Origin of the sequence: Vibrio salilacus, from assembly GCF_002811245.1 — a bacterium.
GTDB lineage: Bacteria > Pseudomonadota > Gammaproteobacteria > Enterobacterales > Vibrionaceae > Vibrio > Vibrio salilacus.
The window spans coordinates 1-22684 of record NZ_NIVQ01000032.1 but is presented as its reverse complement, the minus strand read 5'-3'; the positions used below and the strand labels follow the sequence as shown (position 1 = coordinate 22684).

Here is a 22684-nt window from a genome sequence, read left to right as displayed (position 1 = left end):
TAATTCGTTCGTCTTTATTATTAAAGTCAGTCAAACTCATTCAAGAATTGATGATATAAGGCGAAGACTTCATGAGATCAGCATTGAAGACTAGCCTCAGCAATAGCAAAGTTGGAGTTACGGCCGCTGAGTATTACTGTCGAAGAATTGGAATTGGTAAATAAATTAGTTAAAGACGCAGAAACAACTAAATTAATAAAAGTTTACAACTCATCATCGAGTTCAGTTAAATTTGAATGTCTACCTCAAGAAGCTCAGACAGTTATTGCATCTGTTGCTTATCAGTATGGTCAGGTTGCTACACCAGCTTGCTCAAAACCTTATTGGATAAGCTCTGGACTAAGAATTTCAGAGTGTTTATCAAAGTGGTGGAAGGTATTACATGACCGAAAAATATTAGCAAGTTGGCTTTCTAAAGACATAAAAAAACCCGATATTAGTTTCCTAATATCGGATTTTGAAGCCTTTTGAGGATCGGTCAAATGATCCACAAACTTCTTAACTGATCGGCCTTACACACTAAGGTGGGGTTCGTTGATATTTAAGCTATTTTATTTGTTGTAGCTTAAGTTTTGGGTTAATGCTTGTTTATGCGATCAATCCTTTTTGGTGAACTACATCTGCCCACGCGGTGGTGACAACGACACGAGACTTGCTGTCTAGGCTATCGATAAATCCATTATCTCCCGCTTGAGGCGCAAAACTACTCATAGCCTGGACTAAAGCATCAATCGAGTTATCCGATAAAGCAGTATAATCCCGCTCACTGACTGCATCTTTATCCCCCATAGCGATCACCACTTGAGCTCGATTTCCGTCAAAGTAATCATTGAACGTCACCGAACCAATATGCTCAAACTTCGCTTGGTCACTGTCGCTTGCTGGATCACGCAGAATGGACAACGTCAGATCGTATCCGCTGCGTTCGAACCACAGTTTCTGCCAATCGATGCCATTAAAGACAATGTTGTCTTCGCTGCGAATGTCTTCAACAAGGTTGTCGATCACCTCACCACTGACCACAAAACTGTCTACGCCAGCATCGCCTTTGAACGTATTTTGGTAACCCCCAAGCACCATGACATCGTTACCTTCACCACCATTTAATGTGCTGAATTTTGAGATGGCGGCGGCAGTTAAGTAATCTTCGCCCTCGCCAGCATTAATCGAAGCATGATAACCCATCAGTTTGACTTCATCGTTTCCTTGGCCAGCATCAATTCGGTTGTGATTGCCAAAGACTCTCGCAAAGTCATTGCCTGCACCAAGATCAAGTTGGTTGTTATTACCGATGGTTACAGCAAAGTCTTGATCGTCTCCCATGTCCACACGGTTGAAGTTACCTGAAGTGACCGCATAGTCATTACCTGACTCCATGGTGATCTCACCACCTTCGCCAAAGACAAAGGATTGATCATCACCCGCGCCCATAAAGACGTGGTTAATGCGTCCGGCCACAACCGCCGTATCATTACCATCACCACCGAACATCATGTTCTCGCGACCCATTAAAACGCCCATATCATGGCCTTCACCGCCGGTGAAAATATTGGAAACTCCCGTTGCGTAGAACACATCGTCTCCACGTCCTCCCCAGAAGTTATTATTGTCGCCTAGATAAGCGCCGAGATCTTTACCGTCACCACCCCAGTTGAAGTTGTAATTGCCCAGAGAAACGTTCATATCGCCATCCCCTTGCAAATGCCCACTGTTACGAAGGAAATCAAACGTTTTATCCTTCATATTGAGCAAATCGGCGGTGAGATTCTGCTTCAGATTACTGACCAATGATGCCATCTCTGCCTGCTTATCTTTGCTAAACATGGTGGCAAATAAATTGGGCAAATTGAGCGCATTAAAACCAAATGCGCGCTCTGGTTTGGTTTCTTCAACAGTGGCTGATACGTTTTTCGTTGCCGCAGGTGCGCCATTGAAAGTCACTTGCGCTGTATCGTTTTCCTCTGGTGCTTTCTCTTTTAGTCCATGACTTTCAGCAAAGGATTGAAGACCATCGGCCCCCATATCGATTCCCGCTTTGAGGCTATCTAGCAATTTTTCTGGTTCAGTAAATGCGCTGAGCTGCTCACCACCAAACTCACCAATCACTTCTAGCATCTCTTTTAAAATGGTAACGCCATCTACCGCTTCATCAGTACGAGAGACTATTTTGCCATCAGCGGTGTAATTGACACCGAAGATATCACCTAAAGTCGTCTCTGCACCGACCTCAGCAAATTTACCCAGCAGCTTATTCTTAAGCTGACGAGGCAAATCTTGCGGATTATAGGTAAAGGTCGTTTGAGCCATTCCCGTTGCTGAGAATTGCTGGGTTAACACGCCAAACAATGAACCGAGATTGGTATCCAAAATCGCTTGGATGTTGTCTCCGAACATAAAGTTCCAGTTGCCCGTGGTGACCTGAATATCGGCTCCTTGGCCACCGACCGCGAAGTTAAAGGCCAACTTCTCGTTCATTTGACGGAACTTATCCGCGCGGCTCATCTTGTCAGTATCATGATTGCTGTTGCCACTTAACCACTGGTTGTACTTTTTATTCAACGTTGCTTCAGCGTCAGACTTCAAGCCGCGGCTGCTGCGCTCATTCTGAGAGTCCAAATCAACCAAACTGCTGTAGTCAACACTGCTGGTTTGATCGAGACCAGACATCTCTTTGACAAATTTTTTCGCACCAGAGAGTGTCCACTGCTGTTCTTGAGCCGCTAACCAATCCGCACCCTTTCCTGATTGTGCGATGTTTTGTAATACTCCTGAAATACGTGATGCACCATCAAATGGATTGACCAGTGGCGGTGTCGGGATCGACTTATCCATCATCACGATAAGGTCATTACTGCGACCCATATTGAAACTTACGTTGCGGTTACCCATAAACATTTGAGCACCTTCAAGCGCCTGATAACCAGCGATGTCGACACTATGTTTGCTGTCACCATTACCAATATGAACCATGACATTGTTGTCACCAAAGGCCAGCGACTTAAAGCCCCCCGTACCCACTTTAATACCAACATTTGACGTACCCCAGTTAACTGCGGTGAACTCACCATCACCAACGTTGACCTGAATATTGCCCGAGTAACTGAGCTTATTATCACTGCCCGCCGATGCCGTAGTATCCGTTTCCGTTTTACGCTTTTCAGGTGCTTCAAACACCTCACTGTTGTCGCCGATGGCACCACGTGCTGGCTCATTAACCTCACTCGCACCAACACGAGAAAGATGGATATCCCCTTCCGCCACACCGTTGCGGATATGTTCATCCTTGACGACAACTTCACCTTGATCGTTCCAGCTTAAGGAAACTTTGCTGTTTACTGCCTTGTTAATCCAAGTATCCTTGCCATCAAATGAGAGTTTTCGCCCCATTTCATCTATGTAAACTTTAGCACTGCGCACAGAGACATCGACACGAAGACCATTGACATCCATGGCATTGATAAACTGATGACCAAAGCCTTTTTGCTTGTCGTCACTGACCAAAGAACAACCCACCACACTGATATGATCTGGCTTGCTGCTAATATTTTCCGCTTGGTTAAACGTTTGCTGGAAGTTCGCCAATTTCACGGCCAGCTCATCAGCACTGTAACCACTTAAACGCGTGTTGTTACTTTCTGAGTTATCTCGACCATGACCCACTAACTGCCAACGTAGCTTTCCATCCAGTTTTGACGGTTCACCATACACCACGCGGTAGTTGCCGTCTGAATCAAGCTGCACCACCACACTGCTTTCAGCATGTTTGCCAGCTAGATTTGCCGCCGCTTTTGCGACGACTGGATCGTTCTCCATTTGCACGATCACTTGACCATCAAAACGAGTGTCTCCGCCGTCAACTACCGCAACTTCAGCCGTATGCCAGTCTTGTACATTATGGTTTTGAACATGATTATCAGCACCCAATGTGTTTTCTAAATGAGTACTGTCCAGTAAGGGTTTTGTTTTTAGTATGGCGGTGATGTCATCATGATCAAACGAAGTAATTACACTTTCATTGATGGTTGAAGTGTTTGGGTTGATCGCCATACCAATCGTTTTACCATCAAATAAATTACGTATCGTTTCACCCGCATGAAACGCTTCGGTGTACTTAGCAACGATGTGTAAATTTTGATCCGTTTCTTTCACCGCTTCAATACGTAGATGAGCACCTGGTTTGAGTAAGACTTCCGCTTGATTTAACTGCGCAAGCCCAGCAACGTTAGTTCCTTTGGCATCAAGAATGGTCAGAATAACTGTGTCTTTCCCACCTCGGAAACTTTTAGCCAATTCAGTACTGGTTGATGTAGAGGTAAAACCTTGATCGCTAAATAACTGGCCAGGAGTCACTTGTGAAGCAAGATCGCTCAAGCTTACTCCTGGCATGAAAGCTCTATAAACGGTACCTTCAAATGTCTCAAGTTTATTTAAACCTTTAACAGCATTAACAGCATTGTCTTTGACAAAATAGGTCAGCTTCTCTTCTTTTCTTAAAGCTTCATTTACATATTGGAAGCCTTCACTGGTATACCATTTAATCCCTTTTATCTCGTCATCCGACAGTTGTACGTTATTAACTACCGCTTCACCGGTCTCTCTTCCTTGTACTAGTTGTTGGTCTTGCAGCTCTTTATTAAAAGGAACCTCTTGTTTCGAAAGCACAGCGAAGCTCTCTTGACTGCTGTATTTTGTTCCATCGGCAAGATATTTAATATCAACAACGGAAGACTCCTTGTTGGTGCTAGAATGCAGTCGATGCAATAGATCCGCCGCTAAATCAATGCGAGTAGTAGACAATTTTGCGATTTCGACTCTCGTTTCTTGCGCAACGTTATTATAAAGGCTTTCACTCACGCGATTTTTGAGGCTCAGTAAAGCGGAATTACGACCTGATTTTTCATGGTGTGATACATAGTCATCAACTAAGTTATTGAGTATTAATGCTGCTTCGATTTGTTTATCACCTCGCGTAGCATGTACCAAATCCAGCTGCTCTAGGATCTTTTGATAAGACTCACCAATAGGCTTAGCAAAGACTTTCGCTTCATTTTTCAGTTCGTCTTTAGTTAACACTGATGATAAATCAATATTCAGCGTCAAACCCGGGCGACGTTTTGGTCCAAGCGCTTGAAGCCCATCTTTACCATTCAAACTATCTTTGAACGTGATCTTCGGTTTGTTGGCAACATCATCGTAGACAACACGTAGACTCACATCATCTTGCTCGATAGTGAACTGGTTCGAGTCGCTGACTTTAAGCGCAGGGAGATCAAGACGGTGCGTGATACCCGGAACAAACCCTTCAATTCCTTTGTGCGATTGCAAATGCGCTTTACCATAAATAGCGACAAACTTTTCACCATCAGGCAAGTTTTGTAATATTTCCACTGCAATATTGTTCGCGGCACCAGCACGGTACATCAAACCGTGTTCTGTCCCTTGAACATTTGGACGTGCAGAACTGTTTGCATCCAACGCAACAACACGCATGCCATTGGCACGTGCATTTTCAAACAGAGTGACATCGAGATGCTTAGTTTTCAGCATTGCGCTTAATTCACTAGACATCACACCAGTAGCAAGGTAGCTATCAATCAGCGACTGCGCGAGATCCGAGCGTAAGTGCTCGAGACCAATCACACTAATACCCTGTTTTTTCAGTGCATCCATCTGTTCATTGACAAAGCGTAAGCCATTAACATCACTGCCATGTACTTCACCAATTAATAAACCTTTGCGCTCATCCAGAAGAACCGAAAGCTGCTCCTCTATGCTATTTTTTTCTGCAAGTTTATTGCTTAACTCATCATACCCAACACCAGAGTAACGACTATCCCAAGCGTCAACGTCCGTCTCATGGCTACTGCGGTAGATACCTTCAATTTGATCCATACGGTCTAAATTAAGTTGAGTCAGATAGCTTTGATCAGCGAATTTCTTCAGCAGTATCATTTCAGCTGAATCGCCAGAAACGGGATCCGCTTTCTTCGCCGCTTCTTTCAAAAAGTAGAACGCCATTTGTACCGATTCAACACCCGTCAAATCCTGAAGCTCTTGATAGCTATAACCAAGATGAACAGTTTGGGTTGCCTCATCTAAGAGCGCTTTACTCAGTAGACCATTCGACTGAGACGTTTCTAGCCACTGTTTGAAATCAGTGTAATGATCGCCTAGGTCAACGTGGTACTTCGCATCAAAGGCAAGGTCACTTGGCGTTTCGCCTTTGTAGCCTTGCTTCGGCGCCAAGTATGGGTCTTCATTAGCCCAACGAACCATCATATCCGTCAAACCAGCATGTTTGCCGTTGGCTTCTTCAATTGCAACCATGTAGATACGCGTCGCAAGCTCAGGTCTTGTTTGCGCAATGGCGTCAATACCCACTTGCGCCGCTTGCATCTTGCCTACGAACAATGCGCTAGTTACTTGCTCTTTCAACTGTGCCAGAGCTTGATTGCGCCCAGAGGTTGGATGTTCAGCTAAATACGCAATGATCTTATTGTTAAGCTTAAAGCTTTCTAATACCAGATCACGGTCAACAGCCTTATGAACCAAATCAACTTGCCCTAAGATGGCTTGATAAGAAGAACCGATCTTCTTGCCAAACACGTTCGCACTTTTTGCTAATTCTTCTCTGGTGAATACCTCAGAAAAATCTAGTTGCTGCGCTACCATATTTTCTGTTGCTTCTGACTGCGTAGTCATTGCGTTTGTCTTTTCACCGATAAGCTTTTTAATCACCTCTTCCCTTGCATTTAGGAAATCATGAGACAGTTTACGCTCTGGTGTAAAAAGTGGGTCATCAAGGCCATCATTCCACTTATCATTGAGTGATGCTCGGTAACTGACATTAATCGCTACCTGCTGGAAATTAGAAAACTCCTGCGGATCACGAATCACCACCGCACCTTGCTCATTCACATTGAAATACGTTTGGATAGAGCCCTTTCCTTCGCCTAAACCATCTTCCATAAAGAAGCTTTTAGGTACAAAGAAAGTCGCAGGGAAATTGTCGGCCATTACCGCATAAGGGTTTGCGTCGTCTGCACCATGATGCACCATCTCTAGGCCATCGGTTCTACCCAGGCTGGTATTGATCACATCTTTCAGAGTTTTTAAGCGATCGCTCACAACACCAAGGCTCGCCCCATCTTTCTTGTTATAAAGCTCTTCACTGCTGTATAGCTCTTGATACTTAGGCGTTAAGTCTTCGTAAGTAACAGACTCTTTCCACTGTTCCCAAGTTAATGGTTGCTTGATCTTATCTTGCGGCCCTAGATCAGCGTAGGAATACATCACAGTCAACAAATCATAGTCTGCTGTCATCGGCTGTTTAGATACAGGATCACCAATCACTTTGAACGGCGCTAGCTCGCCATCTTTCATGTAATGAACCTGCCACAGATCTTTGCTCTCAACAGTCACTTTATTCAGGAAGAAAGTGACTGTTTGATCATCATTGGTTGCCGTTGTTTTGTACATACCGCTTTCTGCATCAAACTCAAGAGCTGCCAGTGACTGATATTTAGACACCAACTCATCCATTCGAACCTGATTCAGATACAAATCGGCACTTATCGCATTACCAGACTCAATGGATTGTTCGGCATAGCCGTTAAATTTATCGAGATCTCTTCTCGCAGATGCTTTGGCAAATGACTGATCTACAGGAATAAAACCAGACATTGGACCCCAATCCGAGCTTTTCGCCTTAACGAATAAACCTTTACTGCTATAGAGCTTAGAATCAATCAGTGACTTCGACTTCTCATCAACTGGTCGAACACCGATAATGACATTTTCACGCTCAGCAACCTCCGCCAATATTTTCTGATCGATATCAGGCATACCAAGCTCGATGGTTTCTGGTTGCACGATTGGCTCGAGAACTAAATCTCGGGATTGATAACTCTTATGGCGAGAATCTGCGTTTGATATCGTCTCCGCATCACCCAATGCAGGCTTGTTTTTCATTAATGTGGTGATTTCATCGTGATCATTCACATTGCTTTCGATATAAGGCGCGGTAATTTTCGCCCATTTATCAGCATACTGCGTCATCAACCATTCGGCTTTGTGATTCGCAGAAGCACTGGATTTAGGGTTTTTAACTGGCGGCTGGCCCTTACTTGCCCGGTACTCCTGATACCAAGCATCGAAACCATCACTACCACTAACCAAAGCATTCACTTCAACAATGATGGCTTTACGGCTTGCAGAGTCAAAATGATCGAGTGCTTTCACATCAACTTTTGCCGTAGATTCTGTTTTAGGCACAAATTCACTTAAAACGCTTGGCACACTGCGGAACTCAAACAAGATCGCAGGTTCAGGCTGCTGCGCGTTTCCTGTTGTGGCGTTGTTGATACCATGCCCTGCCACTTCACCGCCATACTGGAAGTATTCAAATACATTCTTAGCGAGACTTTCTGAATGTGCACCTTTCAGCTTCTCAATAATTTGTTGTCGCACGTATCGTGAGTCGTCTGCGCTCAGAAGATCCAGCATTTTGACAGGCTTAGTTCTCGGCAAAATCTCCCAAGCATTTTTCACTTTCGGATCGGTTAACCCTTGAGCATTCGGCGAGAACCCCTCAGATGCAGGATCCCAATCATTGATGTAGATACCGAACTCTTTGGCCAGATCTGCCGTTTTTGAATACACCGATGTGAGATAGGCATACACGTTTTGCGCAGCTTCTGGATCATCTAGCTTGTGCTCATTAGAGTTAGCTAAAAACTCATCTCTAAGTCCCGACTGATACCAAGGCGCAGATTCTAGAAGTCTCACTTCCAATGACGAGCTTGAACCAAATTCTTTCGCACTGATGGCCATCGTGGCTTGTTGCCCACTAGGGGTCATTCCTATTGTCTGCCCTTGAGCTTCAATAGAAGTACCGTTACCCGCCGCGATGAAATGCTTCGAATTCGATATAACCAGCGTAAAACGCCCGTCATCACTCACCAACTGAGGCAAACTTTGGTGGTTTGACTGGTTGATGTGGCCTGTAAACTCTTTCGCTAACCAAAGCATTGCTTCTTTACGGCTTTCAATCGCCGTCGTATCACTGGTTTCACTAGGATACGTAACCAATTCAATTGTGTGCGTCTGCCAGTTGTTCAGTCCATTGATATCCGTAATACCAGCTGGATTGCTGTAACCGCCTTGATTCATATCTTTGGTTAACATGAACAATGGGTTACCCTGTGGATCATGCACATACCCAAACGTCTGCGCTGAATTCTTAGGCAGAACCACAACTAGACCAGATAGTTCGTTTTCAATACCAATTGATGTCGATGCAAAATGGCTTTGAAACCCAGGAACACTTTTTGAACTATGTGGACCTGTCGTTTGACTTCCTGGTCCACCACTTAACTCCTCTAAGTTCACCCCAGAAATGCGAATCTCTTTTCGAACCACATCCTGAGACGCAGTGGTTGGTACCACAATGCTGTCGGCGTTTGTTTCGGTGAACATCGGGGTGATCGTGCTACCGCTGTTCTTGCCGCGAATACCTGCGTTAATTTGCAGACGGTTCACTGCGTTTGTCGCACCTTCCAGCGCTTCTTGCTCTTGTTCGGTCAAGCCTTGGCTGAATCGACCATCGGCGTTGGTTGGACTGTCGGTGTTGACATGCCCCCCTGCTTCGCCAGCCCCTTCCACGCGATGAACGTTACCCGAAAGGCCGCTGCCAGCCACGCCTTCGCGGTCAGGGCGATCGTCTTCGTTTTGCTTAGCCCCTTTCGCATCATTCTGCGCTTGGTTGGCTTTATTTTCGGCATTCATTGCATCGCGATCAGCACGCGATTGCGCCTCGCTTGCTGCACTGTGTGCGTCAGATTCGGCTTGTTGCGCATCCTTGCCTTTTGCTAAAGCATTGGCTTTACGTTTTTCAGCATCGGCTTGAGCATCGGCAATGTCTTGCTCTGCACCCGCCTGGTTTTGCTCACCTTTTGCGACGCCCGCTTCCGATTGTGCAACCGCATCTTTGACTTTATTTTGATTGTCCGCGTGCGTCTGTTTCGCGGCAGCAATCTGCTCACCAGAAACCTGTTTTGCATTGTCCAATTGGGTCTGAACACCATCAAGCAAGCCGCCGGCAAAATTGTTGCGCCATTGGTCGCCCGACTCACCCGTATGCGTGGCTTTGTCATCGAGTACATCGAGACCTTGTGCCAGTTCGGTCAACTCAGCCGTCACGGCTTCCGACTCTTCTGTCACTGCATCGCGTTGAGCTTGGCCATTATTTTCCAAGGCTTGTTGGTCGGTAGATTCCAGCTGGCTTTGCGAACCTGCGACAGCATCGAGCTGTTTCTGCTTTTCTTGTTCTAGACGCTGGCGATCCGCTTCTGCGCGATCTTTATCGGACAAGGCATTTTGTGACGCTTGATTTTGTGTTGCGTGCTCACTCACTGCGTTGGCTTGTTGCGACGATTCCGATTTCGCCACCACATTATCTAGGATATAGCCCAGTCCATCATTGTGGCCTGTGCCTTTGAATTCGATTCGGTTACTGCCAGCATGCGTGGTCAGTTTTAAGGTTTTTTGCTGCCAAGCAGATTCGTCACCAGACGATGAGAAAACCACTTCGCCGTTCCAGAGAACGTCAATGCCTTCGTTATTAGAAATGCCTGCACGTTTTGCAAAATCAAAGCTCACAGCAATGACCTCGCCTTCCGTCAGGTTCTGAATATCTTGGTAGATAGTCGTGCTTTGATCTGTTGCCAATTCAGACACATTGTTACCGTGCCCATCCCTCTCCAAACCATATGAACTGGCAGAAAGATCAGCTTCGACACCATGCGTAGAACTCCAACCGAAATCACTCTGTTCAAAATCACCATTAACAATGAGATTTGGCCCTTGAACTTGGTCCGAAGAGTCGTCAACACTGAGCGCATTTTGCATTTGATTGAGATCAGGTGCGTCTACCTTGGTCACACTACCCGTTAGGCTGTCTCCCAAATCAGAGCCCACTTCTTCAATCGCCTCCATTTGGAAACCATCTAGCTTGGTAATTTCAGGTGTCGCAATCGCGCCACGGCCTTTATGCGTACCAGATGAGCTTGCCTCGTCACCCTGTACTAAATAGTTAATTGCTTGACTGCCCCCCACACCAAGTACGGTTTGCTTGATATTATCAAACAGTGCAGAGAGCTTGTTGCTGCTGGTGTTGCTTGACGCAACGGCCAAGGTGTAGAAATCACCGTTACCGATTTTGATTGCGACGTTATTTTGTGCGTAAGAAGCGTTAATGCCTAGGCCATCACCAATATGAATATTAGCGTTGGCTTTACCTTTCATAACCGCGACGTTCAAACCATCGCCGATTTTGGTATTGACGTTGTACTTACCCCAAGCAACATTGACCGAAATACCGTCACCAACCACGGTGTTAATATTGGCATCACCATAAGCGGCGGTGACGTTTAGGCCATCTCCCACTCGAGTCGTTACGTTCGCTTTACCTTTTGCAGCCGTCACCTGCATACCATCACCGACTTTGGTGACGATGTTGCCCTTACTCCAAAGTGCGTTAAAGCTATCGCCATCACCCACTTGAGTCACGATGTTGGCTTCACCTTTGGCTAGCACAACATTTCGGCCATTACCCACTTTGGTGATAACGTTGGCTTTGCCCCAAGTTCCGGTGTAGTCGTCGCCATTGCCCACATGGGTGATGATGTTGGCTTTGCCTTGAACGACAGAGACTTCTTGGCCATCACCCACTTTGGTGATGATATTGGCTTCACCTTTAGCAAAGTTATAGCGATCACCGTCGCCCACTTGGGTAAACACGTTGGCTTGCCCCCAAGCCACGTTAACACCCAAGCCATCACCGACTTTGGTAACGATGTTTGCCTTGCCCTTAGCAATACCGATAGTCGTGCCATCTCCGACATGGGTCATCACGTTGCCGATATCGGAAATCAACAAACCTACCGTGGTGCCTTCGCCCACTTTGGTGAGGATATTGCCTTTACCCGCCAAGACAGCGGCGGTGGTTGCATCACCAACATGAGTCACGACGTTGGCTTTCGCCGCGGCCACAACACCCATGAAATCATCACCCACTTTGGTGACGATATTAGCTTCGCCCAGTGCTAACACGCCCGTTAGACCATCGCCGACATGGGTCATAATGTTGGCTTTACCGAACATCGCCGCTAAGGTTGTACCGTTACCGACCTTAGTCATCACGTTCACTTCGCCTGCGAATATTCCTAGGCTGGTGCCATCGCCAACATGGGTCATGATATTCGCTTTGCCGACCACCAGCGCAGCGGTGAGATCATTGCCCACTTTGGTCATGATGTTGGCTTGACCAATCATTGCCGCAAACGTGCTGCCACTGCCTACGTGGGTGAAAATGTTGGCGTTTCCTACCATAGCAGCGAGTGTGGTTCCATTACCCACTTTTGTTGCGACGTTACCTTGGGCTAACATCAGTGCTACCGACATGCCATCGCCAATGTGAGTAAAGACGTTGGCTTTTGCCACCATCAGGGCAAGAGCATCACCGTTACCCACTTTGGTAAAGACGTTACCCAAGCCGCCCATAAGCGCCCAAGCATTCCCTTCGCCCACATGGGTAAAGATATTGCCTGCGCCAATCATGGCCGCAATGGAGGTTCCATCGCCCACTTTGGTGAAGATGTTGCCTACTGCGCCCATCACGCCAAGAGTTTGACCGTCACCAACATGCGTCAGCACGTTACCAACACCAAGCATAATGCCGGTCGTGTCGCCATTCCCGACTTTCGTTAAGATGTTCGCGCCGCCTACCATTACGCCAGTCGTGGTGCCATCACCGACATGGGTAAGTACGTTAGCGCCACCGCCCATTACAGCTAGGGCATTCCCTTTGCCTTTTTTGGTGAGAATATTGGCTCCGCCTAGGGCTACCGCTGTGGTATTCGAGGTTTCGTTGTCGCCGCTGATGTGGGTAATCACATTTGCGCCGCCCAACATACCTGCGGCTAGATCGCCGTCACCCACTTTGGTTAGTACGTTCGCGCCGCCAACCAGTACCGATGCCACATCACCTTTGCCCACTTGCGTCATCACGTTGAAACCGCCAGCCGCTAGCCATAGTGCATCACCACTACCGATTTGCGTGTGCGTGTTATAGCCGCCCAGCAGAGTAACTCGACTATTGCCTTGGCCTTTCTGTACCGAGATGTTGCCGTAAGCCAATAAGTGAGCCAGATAGTCACCGTTACCGACACGAACCAGCACGTTCAACGCACCACCCGCGTAAACATCCATCTTGCCTTGCTGACTTTGGTGCACTAATACGTTTGCCAAACCTGCGCCGCGGAAGGTGAGATCCCCTTCTTCGCCACTTTTGACAATCACGTTCGCCGCGCCAGCACCGTTAAATTCAGTGTTACCAAACTGAGAGCTATGAAGGATCACGTTGGCAAGACCGCCACCGTTAAAGTGAACATGACCGCGTGTTACATTGGATTTAATAACGTTACCGCCACCGACACCATTGAAATGCACATCACCGGAGCTTTCACCGCTATCGCTCGCTGGTTTAAACAGGGTTTGATCCGTGTATTCGTCGATATCTGCAACGGTTTCGCTCATGCTTCTTACCGCGTTAACGCTGTAATTCAGAGTACTGAGTGAGTAACCCCCTTTACCCATTGAGTGATATCCGTTAGCAGAGGAAATATCTTCGTTGGCTAAGTTTGCGGTATGATCACCTTCTTTATACCAAGAGCGAGCTTGATATTTCAGCGTGCCGGTTTCGGCATCGTTAGCCAGCTCAACCACTACAATTTTTGTGTAAGGCCCAAGCACTTTAGCGTAAACATAAGTGTTGGGTTTGCGGTTTGATTTCACCGCTTTGACATCAACCTTAGTGCCATCAGCATCAATCGCGTGCCCCCCCATTTTAGCATCCGACAATGACACATCTTTTGCATCAATCACCGCGCCATTGGCGTAGGTCACCCACTCATATTCAGTCAGGCTTTTTTCAACGGCATGAACGGTGACAGATTGTTGATGTTCAACTTTGAGATCAGATAACGTGTAGGCACCATTGATATTAACGGCTGTGAAACCACCGTTGCTGGAAATGTCTTGATTCGCTAAGTTGTTTAGATGGTTACCCTCTATATACCAAGCCGTAGAGTAATATCTCAGCTCTCCGGTTTGAGGATCATTACGCAACTGTACTTTGTTAATTTTGGTATACGTGGAGTCTGCGAAAGCAAAAAGATAAGTATTAGGCTCGTTAGCTGATTTTACTGCCGTGACTTGATGATTTTGTCCTATCCATGAACCACTCATCACCGCCTTAGTTAATACAACTTTATCAGCCTTGGCATTGGCCATGCCTTCTTTCGCAAAGTCATCCCCAGAACCTTTCCGAATAATGGTGTTGTGCGCACCGCCACCCGAGAAATGAATGTCACCATGGGCCACATCAGAGTAAAGACTGTTGTAACCACCGACACCTTCAAAACGAATATTGCCGCGGGTTTGTGTGTAGGCATCTTCGGCCTGATGGGTACGTTCAATGCGATTTGAAGCCCCAGCACCTTGCAGGGTAATATCGCCCACTTTACCTTTGCGGACTAAATGGTTATCAGCACCCGCACCACGGAACGTGATGCTGCCGGTTTCAACGCGTGAACTAATGCTGTTTGCCGCGCCAGCGCCATCAAACGTCACATCACCACGCGAGCCTTGATAACGGTTGAACCAAGTACGGTCTAGTTTATTGCCCGCTCCTGCACCAGCAAAAGAGAGATTACCTTGGTTGGTTTCATGCCAAAGGGCATTGTAACCGCCAGCTCCTTTAAAGGTGACGTTGCCGCTCAAACCTTTGCGGGTAATGCCATTATAAGCCGCGACACCGCCGTAACTGACATCACCATGATTACCCAGGTGATCAATCGACACACCGCCAGCAGCACCTGAGAATGACACATTGCCATCGCCACTCTTATTAATGTCGGCATATCCAGCCGCACCTTTGACAGTGAGATGACCTGTTGTGTCATTCACTCTTAAATATGCGGAACCACCTACAACGGTATCATTACCACTTCCCGTATACACGGTAGCGCCAATCGATCCCACCGTAACATGGTCGTCACCACCATAAGCATGAATTTCGCCGCCAAAACCGATAGCAACAATATTGTTATTTCCATCGTCGGCGGAATAGTTTCCGGTGAAAAAGTATTCAACACTTCTCCAAAATGGTTTTCCCATAGACTGTGGCTCTTATTATTATTTAAATAGAAAACCACTGTACCTTACGGATACAGCGGTCATTTTGAGCATCCACTTTGCCGCGGACAGTGCAGACTTTCTGCCCTTTCCACGGTAAAAATACACGGCGACGAAGATCGTTAACGACCTCACGACCATGCCCGAATGGAGCAATCATCTCTGGAATGTAGATATGCTGGCCGGAACGCCAGTCGGATGGAGATATTTCATGCACTCCAGATAACAGCTCATCTCGGATCTGCTCAGAGACAAACGCCCAATTACAAAATGCAATTGGGCGTCCGTGCTCATCTTCGTAGTAGCAAAACTGGTCTAGCTCAAAAGCAGGCAGAATACGCTGCTGCCATTCTGCAATCACGTATCGACGATGAAGGGGCGAGTGCTGGCTGAGCAGCATGACCCCACCTATCATCTGTTGCATTTGCGCTAATGTGAGATTTGCTGGTTGATGTGTAATAGACATCTGCCTTCTATCAACTAATATGCTGTTATTTTTTTGCTCGTGAAGTACGTTTTTTCGGAGCGGCTTTCTCTTCCACGAGAGTTTCCGCTGGTGATTCTTCCGCCTGGTTTACCTCAGCATCACCTGCTGGTAGAAAACCGGCTGCAACAAGCTTGTCAAATTCAGATTCCATTCTTGGATCTTCTAGCATGTTCTTAATCATTGATACCATATACATAAAACCAGAGGCTGGCATATGAACCACTTGTTTAAGTTCAAGATCATTATCGCTTTCAGCCATTACGCCATTCGCCATATTGTTTTGATCCTGGCCTACGAAATAAAGAGAAAAAACACCTTTATTGTAGTTAACACTAGATACTGTTTGAACAAACTTCTCAGTCATAAATTTCCCCTGCTCATTTTATATAGATAAGACGAAAATCGCTCCTTTTAAAAGAAGTTACTCTCCGCCTGAAAGGCTCAATTAAAAGGAAGAATATAAGAATTCAACCATAAATAATTATTGTAATGTTTATTTTTGTCGAAATACTACATCGTAAAACATGGACCATCAATAGACTTAAAACGATTAAATTAGAGCAATCATTCTATTTCCTTGCCGATTATTCACTCAATACCATATTCATGTAACAATTACATTTATTACTCATTAACGTGACTAGAATCATAAATTTCAATCATTTTTGTGCAAAAAACACACAATAAAGACCAGTAAATAAGTAAAACCGTTTGAAATTGATGATTGATCGTGTTAACAAGCGATGATAAGATTCCGCCCCTTCAAAAACGCTGCAATAAACATCGGCTAAGTAATTTAATTATGTCCAACAATGAAGGGTTGACGCTGATATGTATTCACTTTTATTTAAGTATCATCAGCGGTAACAGAGAACAATTTAAAGAAAATGCTAATTTAACAAAAACTAATAATTATAAAGAAGAACTCGAAAAAATAGAAAAAGAAAACAAAATAAGAATAAAAACAAAACATTCACCATTTAAAAGCATAGACAAAATTAAAACCCCTGCTATTTTATTTGACTCACAAGACACGCCATTTATTTTAGCAAGATCTAATAAAGATAAATGTTTAATACAAAGGCCTAATAAAGAAACTCCGGAAGTAATTACCTATAATCGATTAAACTCGATTTGGAATAAAAAATGGACTGAAATTAAACAGTTACAGTCACATTTCGATATAAAATGGTTCATTCCTGAATTTCTTCAACATAAAAAAGTGTTGGGCGAAATTTTATTGTTTTCTTTTGTGTTGCAAATCCTCGCCTTAATTTCACCTCTTTTTTTTCAGGTTGTCATGGACAAAGTTCTGGTACACCAGGCTTGGTCAACTCTTGATGTGCTCGTTTTTGGACTTGTTATCACTAGCATTCTCGAAGTGGTACTGCGCGGGTTACGCGAATATCAATATGCGCATACCGCCAATCGGATTGACATTCAACTTGGATTAAAGTTGGTAAAACACTTATTTGGCCTTCCACTGATATTTTTCAAATCACGTCAAGTGGGTGCCATCGTAACTCGTATACGCGAACTCGACACAGTTCGAGAGTTTTTAACTGGTTCCATGTTTACCTTAACTGTCGAGTTTTTGTTCATGTTCGTATTTCTGTACGTCATGAGCTTACTTTCAGCATCCTTAACTTGTTTATTTATCGCAACTATTCCTTTTTACGTATTGCTCGCTTGGTGGCTAACTCCTCGAATGCAAACGGCTGTTGAGGAACAATTTTCACACGCTGCAGCAAATACCTCATTTCTAACGGAGACAGTTGCTGGCAGCGAAACTCTAAAAAGTTTAGCGGTGGAACCACAATTTATACGTCGCTGGGATGAACAAACTAAAAAAATGGTTTCCACCGGCTACGTAGTTCAACAACTAAACAATCGTTCGAGCCATGTTGTCCAACTCATACAAAAAATAACGAGTGTAGGTGTTTTGTGGTTGGGGGCAACAGAAGTACTGTCACTAGAGATGACTATCGGCCAGCTAATAGCCTTTAACATGATGACAAACCACATCGCCCAACCTCTATCACGCATGGTTGAACTATGGGGGCAATTTATTCAAACCCGTATAGCATTAGAAAAATTAGCAGATATGCTCAATCTGCCAGTAGAACAGCATACCGGTAATAACCTTGCCAAAATCCATGGTGCTATCTCTTTCAAAAATATCGTCTTTCGCTATCAACCCGATATTCCCCCGACGATTAATAATTTATCTCTGGATATTCGAGCAGGAGAAACTCTCGGAGTTGTAGGCACGTCAGGATCAGGCAAAAGTACCTTAGCCCGATTACTACTGCGACTCTACAATCCAGAACAAGGTGTGATCACTATTGATAGCACTCCACTAAATCAAATCTGTATTCAGCAATTACGGCAGCAAGTCGGCATCGTGTTGCAAGAAAATTATTTATTTAATAAAAGTGTTAGCGAGAACATTGCCCAATCAAAGCCTGAAGCAAGTTTGGAAGAGGTTATCAAAGCGGCAAAACTTTCCGGAGCACACGAGTTTATTATGAAGCTGCCGATAGGCTATGACACAATATTGGCAGAAGGTGGTCAGTCTCTTTCCGGTGGACAAAGGCAGCGACTTGCGATTGCCCGAACACTCCTTTCTGACCCCAAAATTATCATTTTAGATGAAGCAACTAGTGCACTTGATGATGAATCACAGGCATTGATTCAATCCAATATGGCCAACATTGCTAAAGGGCGTACTGTTATCACTATCGCTCATCGATTATCTACCGTACGAGATTGCGACCGAATTATCGTTCTTCATCAGGGAAATATCGTCGAACAAGGTTGCCACCAGCAGTTATTAAAACTTGGTAAACAATACAAACAATTATGGCAGCTTCAGCAAGAGTTCAAACAAGAGGAACCTAATGCATGATCCACGTAATCAAGCGCTTCTTGAACAATTTTAAGATAAACCAAACCACCGAAAACCATTACGAGTTTTTACCTGCACATCTTGCTCTATCACAGCGCCCTCCTTCACCGTTTGCTCGTATAACAGCCATAACTCTCAGCTTAGGAGTCCTTGCCGTATTACTTTGGGCTTATTGGGGGACGTTGGATGTACAAGCTACAGCAACTGGCCGTTTCGTTGTGTCTGGTCGTTCTCAAGTAATTCAGTCTTATGAACAAAGCCGAGTTCTCAACATCCATGTTAAAGACGGTCAACGTGTTAAAAAGGACGCGCCACTTCTCACTCTTGATACCTTAGGCGTGAATCAAGACATTACGCGTTTGATCACCCAATCTGAATTTCAAACTAATGAGTTCATCCGCTATCGTGCCTTAATCAATAATAAACAGCTCTCTCATGATCCGATGTTTACAGTATTACCACTGGAACAGCAGACGTTGGTCAATGAAAATTATCTCAGTGAAAAACGGGAATTTGAATCAACTATCGCCAGTATCAATGCTGAAATGCAAGTGAATAAAACATCGCAGGCGGCTCGCCAGAGCGATATCAACGCCTTAACTCTTTTGACTGGAAATATTAGCCAAAGACTGGCCGCACGAAAAACGCTGAACACGATTAAAGTGATTGGGCATGTCGAATATCTCGAACAAGAAAAAGAACTCTTGGAAGCACAGCGCCAAGTCTCTCAGCAACGAGCAGAATTAGACATTCTAAAGTCGCAATATCACAGTCTCGAAGAGAGACTGACTGGTTTCAAAGCACAAAAACAAAGAGAATGGCTCGAAAAACGGAAGCAGGCTAAGTTGCAATTAGTCGCTTTGGATCAGGAACTTTCTAAGTTTCGTGAGCGTGAGCAACTAGAGATCATCCGTTCACCTGTCGATGGTACAGTACAACAGCTCAGTATCTACACTTTAGGAGCAGTGCTTCAACCTGCGCAAAACTTGATGATTATTGTACCTGAAAATGCGGTACAGCAAGCCGAGGTGCAGATCCTCAATAAAGATGTAGGCTTTGTTTATCCTGGGCAATCAGTAACGTTGAAGGTAGATGCATTTCCATATACCCGTTACGGCACTATTGAAGCAGAACTGTTGAGTATTTCGCGTGATTCAACCACAGATGAACGCTTAGGACTTGTTTTCCCAGCACAAGTTCAACTGAAACAAAACAATATTTTAATTGATGGTCAACGTGTTGAACTTACACCGGGTATGTCCGTTGTTGCTGAAATTAAAACAGATAAACGTCGTATTATAGACTATCTACTCAGCCCAATTCGAGAATACCAAGCTGAAGCATTAAGGGAGCGATAAGTATGAATATAAACGTATCACCCCAAAAAAACGGTGCCTCTCTCATTCCAAACAACTACGCAATCGAAGCTCTAGTTTATGCAGGTAACCATTTTCATAAAAAGTCGACCTGCACACAGCTTAAGCATGCATTAGGGGTCAATCATTCCAACTTAAGTGATATTCAAATAAGGGAGGCAGCAGACTACATCGGCCTAAAAAGTCAGGTAGCAAAGATACAAGCAACGGAGCTAAATACTCTCCCTCTACCTGTTTTGATTGAAATCGACCATGATTGGAAAGTTCTCACACAAGCTAGTGATGACTCATATCGTTTGTACGACCCAACCACTAAATCAGAGCAGCCTAGAAAATTAAGTTCAGATAATCTATTAAATTATAAGGTTATTCTGTTAGCCGATAAGAGACTAAGCAGCAAAGAAGTCAAATTTGGCCTTAGTTGGTTTGCGCCGTCAATCCTGCGACAAAAGAGCCAAATGCGCGATGTCTTCTTCTATGCTATTGCGCTACAAATATTCGCATTAGTCAGCCCGATGCTGTTTGAGAATGTTATCGACAAGGTACTGGTAGGCCGCAGTCTCTCCAGTTTACATGTGCTTGCAATGGCTATGCTCGCACTGGCCTTGGCTGAACCTGCGTATAGCTACTTACGAAATACCGTTTTTGGCCATCTTGCTAGCCAAGTTAATGCCGAGCTATCAGGCCGTCTTTACCGGCATTTGGTTGGCTTACCCCTCACTTACTTTAAACAGCGCCAGACAGGGAAAATCATCGCACGAGTGCGTGAAATGGCACAAATCCGCCAGTTTTTGACTGGTTCGACACTAATGCTGTTGCTCGATTTGATTTTTGTTACAGTCTTTATCGCAGTCATGTTTCACTATGCCAGTACTCTGACTTGGTTGGTTATCGGATCACTAGTAATCTATTTCTTACTTTGGCTTATAGCAGGTCCCTTAATAAGGAAAAAAGTTGAGTCTGAATATGAATCAGATGCCGATTCCACAACCTTTCTTACTGAAGCTGTCACTGGCATTGAAACCATTAAAACTACTGCAACTGAACATAGGTTCTTACATCAATGGCAACGGATACTTAGCCAACAACTTAACCGCAGTTTTGATGCTCAAAAATCAGGATTAATTGCAGGACAAGGCATCGCACTTGTTCAAAAACTCACGGCTGCATTATTACTGTGGTGGGGGGTCAACGAAGTGTTAAATGGTGAGCTAACACCAGGGCAACTGGTCGCTTTCAACATGTTAGCTGGCCATGTTACTCAACCCGTACTTCGACTTGCGCAAATTTGGCAAGACTTTCAGCATACTCTCATTGCGTTAAGGCGAGTGGGCGATATTCTTGACGAGCCAAGAGAAAATAGCAAACAAGGCTTAGCTTCTGTGCCAGAACTCGAGGGCGGTATTGAATTTAGTAACATTCGCTTTCGTTACCACCAGGAGGCGCCTGAAGTACTAGCCAACCTATCACTCGAGATCAAACCGGGGCAATTTATTGGTATCACAGGCCCTTCTGGCTCAGGTAAAAGCACACTTACCCGCCTACTGCAACGCTTGTATATTCCTCAACATGGGCAAGTATTGGTCGATGGAATGGATCTCGCTATAGCGGATCCCGTTTCTTTACGCCGAAATATGAGTGTGGTCTTGCAAGAAAGTATTCTCTTCTCCGGTAGCGTGGCAGATAATATAAGGCTGAGTAAGCCACAAGCTTCTGATGACGAAATTCGCTATGCAGCACAACTCGCTGGCGCTTTGAAATTCATTGAAGGTCTACCACACGGTTTTAGCCAACCCGTTGGCGAAAAAGGCAGCTCACTGTCTGGTGGCCAAAGACAACGTATTGCTCTAGCCAGAGCTCTGTTGGTCAACCCTAGAATTTTATTACTTGATGAAGCGACCTCGGCACTCGACTATAACTCTGAAGCGGCGATCATGAGCAACATGGATGAAATATGTCGTGGTCGGACAGTGATAAGTATCGCCCACCGACTCAACACCATTCGCTATGCTGACAACATTTTTGTGTTAGACCAAGGCCAAGTCGCTGAAAGTGGTACTCATGACGAGTTGCTTGCTCTGCAGGGACTATACGCTAAGCTCTGGAAGCAGCAAGTCGGTGAATAAATTGGTTGCTTGATCCCCGCCACAGTAAACTTGGATCCGCTTTGTCTTGTTCAAACTTACCATTAATTAATACATCAATATGATCGAGCACTTGACGTTGTTGAGCGTTCAATTCTAATAACTGCAACCCGTCCATAACCAAATATCTTTGCCTGGGCATTCCTCATTAACTCGTTGCACCAAGGCTTTGTTGCTTAATTCAGAGAAAAGGCATACCTAGCCCCGTAAGCTTGTTTAGCGCTTTGATCATTGCGTAAGTCTCGCCAACCTGAGCGTTGTAATTTCTTAGACTTAATTTCCCGCCTAACAACTGTTTCACTCGACACATGGCTGTCTCTGATAGAGAGCGCTTATGATAACCATACCGCTTTTTCCACTTCTTGTTTGAGCCGTAGAGCTTCTGACAACCTACCGCCAAATTTCGAGGGTGCCCTTGCTCCCAGAAAGTTGAGAATTCCGCTTAGAAGCTGTAGTGGGCAACTAAAATTGGCCACGGTTTTAGAGCTTTCCCAATACAAACGTTCCGATTCAT

At 45.0% G+C, this 22684-nt stretch carries 6 protein-coding genes and 5 pseudogenes; 4 read left to right on the top strand and 7 right to left on the bottom strand.

The features are described from left to right. Window positions 1-111: 111 nt before the first annotated feature. The gene (locus tag CDZ87_RS15255; RefSeq protein ID WP_100754298.1) at window positions 112-471 is read left to right on the top strand and encodes a pesticin C-terminus-like muramidase; all 360 of its coding nucleotides are present in this window, start codon (window positions 112-114) and stop codon (window positions 469-471) included. A gap of 117 nt (window positions 472-588) precedes the next feature. On the opposite strand, the gene CDZ87_RS17505 is transcribed toward CDZ87_RS15255, so the two are convergent. From CDZ87_RS17505 to rtxH, 5 genes and pseudogenes are all read right to left on the bottom strand, one after another. Beyond that, window positions 589-6702 carry a C80 family cysteine peptidase gene (locus CDZ87_RS17505; RefSeq protein ID WP_422641433.1) on the bottom strand — a complete coding sequence of 2038 codons (6114 nt, stop codon included), beginning with the start codon at window positions 6700-6702 and terminating at the stop codon, window positions 589-591. A gap of 648 nt (window positions 6703-7350) precedes the next feature. Further along, window positions 7351-7845, bottom strand: a pseudogene (locus CDZ87_RS17585) (anthrax toxin-like adenylyl cyclase domain-containing protein); the annotation flags it as partial. A gap of 87 nt (window positions 7846-7932) precedes the next feature. Then, a pseudogene (gene rtxA, locus CDZ87_RS17495) lies at window positions 7933-15237 on the bottom strand (MARTX multifunctional-autoprocessing repeats-in-toxin holotoxin RtxA); the annotation flags it as partial. A gap of 22 nt (window positions 15238-15259) precedes the next feature. Next, window positions 15260-15721: an RTX toxin-activating lysine-acyltransferase RtxC gene (gene rtxC / locus CDZ87_RS15230; RefSeq protein WP_100754297.1), complete on the bottom strand. Its 462-nt coding sequence runs from the start codon at window positions 15719-15721 to the stop codon at window positions 15260-15262. A 25-nt stretch (window positions 15722-15746) separates the two neighbouring features. Then, window positions 15747-16106, bottom strand: coding sequence for a protein RtxH (gene rtxH / locus CDZ87_RS15225; protein WP_100754296.1), 360 nt, complete (start codon window positions 16104-16106; stop codon window positions 15747-15749). Window positions 16107-16544: 438 nt separating this feature from the next. On the opposite strand from rtxH, the gene rtxB reads away from it, so the two are divergent. The 3 genes and pseudogenes from rtxB to CDZ87_RS15210 form a co-directional block, all read left to right on the top strand. Then, the gene (gene rtxB / locus CDZ87_RS15220; RefSeq protein ID WP_157806480.1) at window positions 16545-18650 is read left to right on the top strand and encodes an RTX toxin T1SS ABC transporter subunit RtxB; all 2106 of its coding nucleotides are present in this window, start codon (window positions 16545-16547) and stop codon (window positions 18648-18650) included. Beyond that, a complete protein-coding gene (locus tag CDZ87_RS15215; protein ID WP_100754294.1) occupies window positions 18647-20008 on the top strand; it encodes an HlyD family type I secretion periplasmic adaptor subunit in 1362 nt (453 codons plus the stop codon). Before rtxB ends, CDZ87_RS15215 begins: the two co-directional genes overlap by 4 nt. Window positions 20009-20058: 50 nt before the next feature. Continuing rightward, window positions 20059-22152 (top strand): annotated as a pseudogene (locus CDZ87_RS15210) (type I secretion system permease/ATPase); the annotation flags it as partial. On the opposite strand, the pseudogene CDZ87_RS15205 reads toward CDZ87_RS15210, so the two are convergent. Both CDZ87_RS15205 and CDZ87_RS15200 read right to left on the bottom strand, forming a co-directional pair. Continuing rightward, window positions 22121-22335: pseudogene (locus tag CDZ87_RS15205) on the bottom strand (4Fe-4S cluster-binding domain-containing protein); the annotation flags it as partial. The pseudogenes CDZ87_RS15210 and CDZ87_RS15205 overlap by 32 nt on opposite strands. A gap of 16 nt (window positions 22336-22351) precedes the next feature. Further along, a pseudogene (locus CDZ87_RS15200) lies at window positions 22352-22609 on the bottom strand (IS5/IS1182 family transposase); the annotation flags it as partial. Window positions 22610-22684: the final 75 nt, after the last annotated feature.

Coding starts and splice junctions, on each gene's coding strand:
- rtxB (WP_157806480.1), top strand. CDS start 16,545: ATGTCCAACAATGAAGGGTTGACGCTGATATGTATTCACTTTTATTTA.
- rtxH (WP_100754296.1), bottom strand. CDS start 16,106: ATGACTGAGAAGTTTGTTCAAACAGTATCTAGTGTTAACTACAATAAA.
- CDZ87_RS17505 (WP_422641433.1), bottom strand. CDS start 6,702: ATGACTACGCAGTCAGAAGCAACAGAAAATATGGTAGCGCAGCAACTA.
- CDZ87_RS15215 (WP_100754294.1), top strand. CDS start 18,647: ATGATCCACGTAATCAAGCGCTTCTTGAACAATTTTAAGATAAACCAA.
- rtxC (WP_100754297.1), bottom strand. CDS start 15,721: ATGTCTATTACACATCAACCAGCAAATCTCACATTAGCGCAAATGCAA.